This is a genomic window from Falsiroseomonas oryzae (assembly GCF_027856955.1).
GTDB classification, from domain to species: Bacteria; Pseudomonadota; Alphaproteobacteria; order Acetobacterales; family Acetobacteraceae; genus Falsiroseomonas; species Falsiroseomonas oryzae.
In genome coordinates this window covers 1-5493 of the sequence record NZ_JAPSMD010000360.1, presented here as the reverse complement: position 1 = coordinate 5493, position 5493 = coordinate 1, and the positions used below count along the sequence as shown (strand labels likewise).

7 protein-coding genes are annotated in these 5493 nt (G+C 71.9%); 5 read left to right on the top strand and 2 right to left on the bottom strand.

The genetic code is table 11. From position 1 onward, the window contains the following. Positions 1-52 precede the first annotated feature (52 nt). From lptB to hpf, 3 genes are all read left to right on the top strand, one after another. Complete coding sequence (gene lptB, locus OZN99_RS24330; RefSeq protein ID WP_270937834.1) at positions 53-832, top strand: LPS export ABC transporter ATP-binding protein; 780 nt, start codon at positions 53-55, stop codon at positions 830-832. A 53-nt stretch (positions 833-885) separates the two neighbouring features. Then, complete coding sequence (gene rpoN, locus OZN99_RS24325; protein ID WP_270937833.1) at positions 886-2364, top strand: RNA polymerase factor sigma-54; 1479 nt, start codon at positions 886-888, stop codon at positions 2362-2364. A gap of 97 nt (positions 2365-2461) precedes the next feature. Further along, complete coding sequence (hpf, locus tag OZN99_RS24320; RefSeq protein ID WP_270937832.1) at positions 2462-3070, top strand: ribosome hibernation-promoting factor, HPF/YfiA family; 609 nt, start codon at positions 2462-2464, stop codon at positions 3068-3070. A gap of 45 nt (positions 3071-3115) precedes the next feature. On the opposite strand, the gene OZN99_RS24315 is transcribed toward hpf, so the two are convergent. Both OZN99_RS24315 and OZN99_RS24310 read right to left on the bottom strand, forming a co-directional pair. Next, positions 3116-3370 carry a DUF1150 family protein gene (locus OZN99_RS24315; protein ID WP_270937831.1) on the bottom strand — a complete coding sequence of 85 codons (255 nt, stop codon included), beginning with the start codon at positions 3368-3370 and terminating at the stop codon, positions 3116-3118. 67 nt (positions 3371-3437) lie between these two features. Continuing rightward, positions 3438-3935 (bottom strand): Hsp20 family protein, encoded by a 498-nt coding sequence (locus OZN99_RS24310; protein ID WP_270937830.1) that lies wholly within the window; start codon positions 3933-3935, stop codon positions 3438-3440. A gap of 196 nt (positions 3936-4131) precedes the next feature. Here OZN99_RS24310 and def point away from each other — a divergent pair, with 196 nt between their 5' ends. Beyond that, positions 4132-4659, top strand: coding sequence for a peptide deformylase (def, locus tag OZN99_RS24305; protein WP_270937829.1), 528 nt, complete (start codon positions 4132-4134; stop codon positions 4657-4659). Positions 4660-4671: 12 nt separating this feature from the next. Beyond that, positions 4672-5493, top strand: an 822-nt coding sequence (fmt, locus tag OZN99_RS24300) for a methionyl-tRNA formyltransferase (protein ID WP_270937828.1), incomplete at its 3' end; no start/stop codon positions are given.

The window sequence follows — 5493 nt, the reverse complement described above, 5'->3', positions numbered from 1 at the left end:
AGCCGCGCCAGCCGCTGCCGCCGCGCGGCGCGCAGGCCCAGGGAGCCAGCCGATGAGCCCGCCCGACACGCTGCGCGAGGCGGCACCCGGCCTGCGGGTCGCCGCGCAGAACGCCGGCCTGGTCGCGACCGGCCTGGGCAAGCGCTACAAGAAGCGGCCGGTGGTTCGGAACGTCTCGCTCAGCCTGAAGCGCGGCGAGGCGGTCGGGCTGCTCGGTCCGAATGGCGCGGGAAAGACCACGACCTTCTACATGATCACCGGCCTGGTGCAGCCCGACGAGGGCATGGTCACCATGGACGGGCACGACGTGACCTTCCTGCCGATGTACCGCCGCGCACGGCTCGGCCTGGGCTACCTGCCGCAGGAAGCCTCGATCTTCCGCGGCATGAGCGTGGAGGACAACATCCGCGCGGCGCTCGAGGTGGTGGAGCCGATCCGCGACCGGCGCGAGCAGATGCTGGACGCGCTGCTGGCCGAATTCGGCATCGCCCATCTGCGCCGCGCCCCGGCGCTGGCGCTGTCGGGCGGCGAGCGGCGGCGCTGCGAGATCGCCCGCGCGCTGGCCACCCAGCCCGCCTACATCCTGCTGGACGAGCCGCTGGCTGGGATCGACCCGATCGCCGTCGGCGAGATCCGCGACCTGGTGAAGCACCTGAAGGACCGCGGCATCGGCGTGCTGATCACCGACCACAACGTCCGCGAGACGCTGGAGATCATCGACCGCGCCTACATCATGCATGACGGCCAGGTGCTGATGGAGGGCAGCCCGCGCGACATCGTCGCGCATGAGGGCGTGCGCCGCGTCTATCTCGGGGAAAGGTTCTCCCTGTAGGGATCGCGCATGGCGGAGGACAGGCACACCGACGGGGGCTGGGACTAGCGACCATGGCGATGGGCCCTCGCCTCGATCTCCGTCAGTCGCAGTCTCTGGTGATGACGCCGCAGCTGCGGCAGGCCATCAAGCTGCTGCAGTCGTCCAACGTCGAGGTCTCCGCCTTCGTCGAGGAGGAGCTCGAGCGCAACCCGCTGCTGGAACGCGACGAGCGGCCGGAGCCCCGCACGGCGGCCGATGAGCGCGCTCCGGAGGCGGCGGCGCCGGAGCCCGCGGATTCGCATGCCGCCGCGACATCGGAGGCGATGCCGGCCGAGGGCGCCGCGCCGCTCGACGCGGATTGGGGCAACGTCTACGAGAGCGAGAGCGGCGGGGGGCCCGGCGCCGGCGGCAGCCGGGGCAGCTTCGACGACGACCTCTCCGGCATCGAGGAGATGGCCGATGCCCGCGTGTCGCTGCGCGAGCATCTCGGCGAGCAGATCCGGCTGACCTTCCACGATCCGCGGGATCGGCTGATCGCGGCGCAGATGCTGGCCATGGTCGATGCGGCCGGCCGGCTGCCGGTGACCGACGCCGCGATCGCCGCCGCGATGGGCTGCGAGGAGGCGACGGTCGCGGCGGTGCGCGCGCGCATGCAGCGGCTGGACCCGGTCGGGATGTTCGCGCAGAGCCTGCGCGAATGCCTGGCGGTGCAGCTGGCGGATCGCAACCGCCTCGACCCCTGCATGGAGGCGCTGCTCGACAACCTGGAGATGCTCGCGCGGCGCGACCAGCGCGGACTCATGAAGGCCTGCGGCGTGGACGCCGAGGACCTGGCCGAGATGATCGCCGAACTGAAGCGGCTGGACCCGAAGCCCGGCGCCAACTGGGACGCCGCGCCGCCGCCGGTGGTGGTGCCCGATGTCATCATGCGCCGGCTCGAGAACGGCGAATGGGCGGTGGAGCTGAACCCGGAGACCCTGCCGCGCGTGCTGGTCAACCGCGGCTTCCATGCCCGCGCGGTGGTCGGCTCGAAGTCGAAGGACGACCGCGCCTTCCTGGCGGAGCGCCTGCAGAGCGCGACCTGGCTGGTGAAGTCTTTGGAACAGCGCGCCAACACCATCCTGAAGGTCGCCGCCGAGATCGTGCGCCGGCAGGACGGCTTCTTCCGCCACGGCGTGTCCCACCTGCGCCCGCTGATCCTGCGCGACGTGGCGGAGGCGGTCTCGATGCACGAGAGCACGGTGAGCCGGGTGACCGCGAACAAGCATATCGCGACGCCGCGCGGCACGTTCGAGCTCAAGTATTTCTTCACCACCGCGATCGCCGGCACGACGGGCGGCGAAAGCCACTCCGCCGAGGCGATCCGTTTCCGCATCCGGGAGATGATCGCGCAGGAGGATCCGGAGGACATCCTGTCCGACGATGCGATCGTCGATCGGCTGCGGAAGGAAGGGGTGGACATCGCGCGCAGAACGGTGGCCAAATACCGGGAGGCGCTGCGCATTCCATCTTCGGTGCAGCGCAAGCGGGAGAAGGCCGTCCCGGCCTGAAACCGGCTCCGCGCCCATACGGCCCTCGCGCCGACCTGGCTCCGCGCCGCCTTTCCCCGGGCGGCCTTCCCCGAACGGAGGAAGGAGCGAAGCTCTCATGCACATCACTGTCGCGGGCAAGCAGGTCGAGACCGGCGAGGCCTTGCAGACCCATGTCCGGGAGGGTCTGGGCATCATCGCCCGCAAGTATTTCGACCATGCGCTCGAGGCGAACGTCACCTTCCGCCGCGACGGCAAGGGGCACGCCTTCGTCTGCGACATCAACCTCAAGGCCGGCCGCGACCTGTTCATGCGCGGCGAGGGCGAAGGCCCCGACGCGCATCGCGCCTTCGAGGAAGCGGCGGAACACGTCGCCAAGCGGTTGCGCCGCTACCGACGGCGCGTGAACGACCATGCCCGCAGCCTGGCCGCGACGCGCGACCGCCCGCGCGGCGAGCCGGCGCGCCAGATCGTGCTGCGACGCCCGGAGGAGGAGGAGGAGGCCGACGCCGCCGAGACCGCCGTGGCGAACGGCGCAGATCATCCGGCGGTTGTCGCGGAGACGCCGGCGGAGATCGAGCGGCTGACGGTGGGCGAGGCGGTGATGCGCCTCGACCTGATGCACGCCCAGGTGCTGATGTTCCGCAACAGCACGACGGAGGCGCTCAACGTCGTCTATCGCCGCGCCGACGGGCATGTCGGCTGGATCGACCCCGGGAAGGGTTGACGCCTCGCGCTGCGGCGCGCCGTCGGGCGCGCCGCAGCGCGGTCCTCAGTGGACCAGGGCCGGCTCCATCTCGTGCTGGCGGATGGCGGCGGCGGCGAGCTGGGCGCTGGGCGCGGCGCCGATCGGGGTGCCGTCCGCGGCATGGATCGCGAAAGCCTGCGCGCCATTCATGATCACGGGCCGCACATAGGCGACGTCCTCGGCACCAAGCCGGGCGAAGTCCCGTGCCGACAGGCTGCGGAGCGCCGCGGCGCTCAGGAAGCTCCGGCCCGCATCGGCGCCGGCGTCATGCTCGTTCATCGTTCTCTCCTTTCGGCACGTCCCGCCTGGGCCCGCGCCTGGCTGGATGCGAGGGGTATCGTCCTGATCACCCCTGCTCGTCGCGGCCGTCGGTCAGCTTCTCGGCCAACCCGCCGACGACGGGGCCGCCGACGGCCGTGCGCTGCGCGCCGTTGCCGCGCGCCGCGATCTTGATGGTCTTCACCCGCGCCTCCGGCAGGGGGCGGCGGAGATCGACATGCAGCAGCCCGTTGTCGAGCCACGCACCCTCCACCTCGATGCCCTCGGCCAGCACGAAGGCGCGCTGGAACTGCCGGGCGGCAATGCCACGGTGCAGGAAGACGCGGCCTTCGGCGTCGTCCTTCTGGCGGCCGCGGATCACCAGCTGGTTGTCCTCCTGCGTGATCTGCAGGTCGTCCATCGAGAAGCCGGCAACGGCCAGCGTGATCCGCAGCCGCGTGTCGCCGGTCTGCTCGATGTTGTAGGGCGGATAGCCGTCGGCGTTCTTCTGCACCCGGTCGAGCATCTGCTCGAGATGGTCGAAGCCGAGGAAGAGCGGCGAGCCGAACAGCGAGGGACGCGACATGCTGTGTTCCCCTGGCCCCCCCTGCCCTTGCGGGTTTCTGGGCGAGGCGTGAATCGGGCGGGGCCCGAGGCACCCCGTGTCGCGTGATTTTGGCGGCCGCGCAGGCGGTTGCAAGGGGGGCGCCGGTGACGGGGCGGGCATGCGTTGCAAGGGGTGTGCCGCGGGGCTACCTGTCCGCGCTTCCCGGACCAGCCCGATGACCGAAGCCGACACCCTGCCGATCCTCTACGTCCCCGACCCGCGCCTGCGCGCCAAGGCGAAGCCGGTGCAGGCCGGCGATCCGCGCGTGCCTGCGCTGGCCGAGAAGATGCTGGCGACGATGTACAAGGCCCCCGGCATCGGCCTGGCGGCACCACAGGTCGGGGAGCTGCTGCGACTGGTGGTTGTGGACGTCCGGCCAGAGGACAAGCCGGACCCGATGGTGCTGGTGAACCCCGAGATCGTTGCCACCAGCCAGGAGCTGGCGACGCGGGAAGAAGGCTGCCTCTCGCTGCCCAACCAGTTCGCCGACGTGACGCGGCCAGCGCGGGTGAAGCTGCGCTGGACGGAGCTGTCCGGCGCGAAGCGGGAGATGGAGGCGGACGGGCTGCTCGCCGCCTGCTTCCAGCACGAGCTGGACCACCTGGATGGCGTGCTGTTCGTGGACCACATCTCCGCGCTGAAGCGGAACATGCTGCTGCGCAAGCTGGCCAAGGAGCTGAAGGCCAAGGCGCGCGACGCGTAGGGCGCGCGGGTCATGCGCATCGCCTTCATGGGCAGCCCCGACTTCGCGGTGCCGGCGCTGCGCGCGCTGCACGCGGCGGGGCACGAGATCGTCGCGGTCTATGCCCAGCCGCCGCGGCCGGCGGGGCGCGGCCAGAAGGAGACCCCCTGCCCCGTGCACCGCGCCGCGCTCGAACTCGGCCTCGCGGTGCGCACGCCGGCGCGGGTGAGGCGCGACGCGGCGGAGCACGCGGCCTTCGCGGCGCTCGACCTGGATGTGGCCGTCGTCGCGGCCTATGGCCTCATCCTGCCGAAGCCGATGCTGGACGCGCCGCGGCGCGGGTGCCTCAACATCCACGCCTCCCTGCTGCCGCGCTGGCGCGGCGCCGGTCCGATCCAGGCGGCGATCCTGGCCGGCGATGCCGAGACGGGCATCACCATCATGCGCATGGAGGAAGGCCTCGACACCGGCCCCATGCTGCTGCGCGAGGCGATCCCGATCGGGCCGCGCGCGACGACTCCGGAGGTGCACGACGCGCTGGCGGAGCTCGGCGCGAGGCTGATCCTGCGAGCTCTGGCGGAGGATCCCCCCGCCCTGCCCCAGCCGGAGGACGGCGTGACCTACGCGCCGAAGATCGCCAAGGAGGATGGCCGGATCGACTGGTCGCAGCCCGCAGCGGCGCTCGACCGGCGCATCCGGGCGCTCAACCCCTGGCCGGGCTGCTACTTCGCCCATGGCGGGGAGACGATCCGCGTGTTGGCGGCGGAGCCCGCCGCGGGCGGCGGCCCGCCCGGCACGGTGCTGGACGGCGCGCCGACGGTGGCATGCGGCGCGGGCGCGCTGCGGCTGACGCGG

Coding starts and splice junctions, on each gene's coding strand:
- def (WP_270937829.1), top strand. CDS start 4,132: ATGACCGAAGCCGACACCCTGCCGATCCTCTACGTCCCCGACCCGCGC.
- hpf (WP_270937832.1), top strand. CDS start 2,462: ATGCACATCACTGTCGCGGGCAAGCAGGTCGAGACCGGCGAGGCCTTG.
- lptB (WP_270937834.1), top strand. CDS start 53: ATGAGCCCGCCCGACACGCTGCGCGAGGCGGCACCCGGCCTGCGGGTC.
- rpoN (WP_270937833.1), top strand. CDS start 886: ATGGCGATGGGCCCTCGCCTCGATCTCCGTCAGTCGCAGTCTCTGGTG.
- OZN99_RS24310 (WP_270937830.1), bottom strand. CDS start 3,935: ATGTCGCGTCCCTCGCTGTTCGGCTCGCCGCTCTTCCTCGGCTTCGAC.
- OZN99_RS24315 (WP_270937831.1), bottom strand. CDS start 3,370: ATGAACGAGCATGACGCCGGCGCCGATGCGGGCCGGAGCTTCCTGAGC.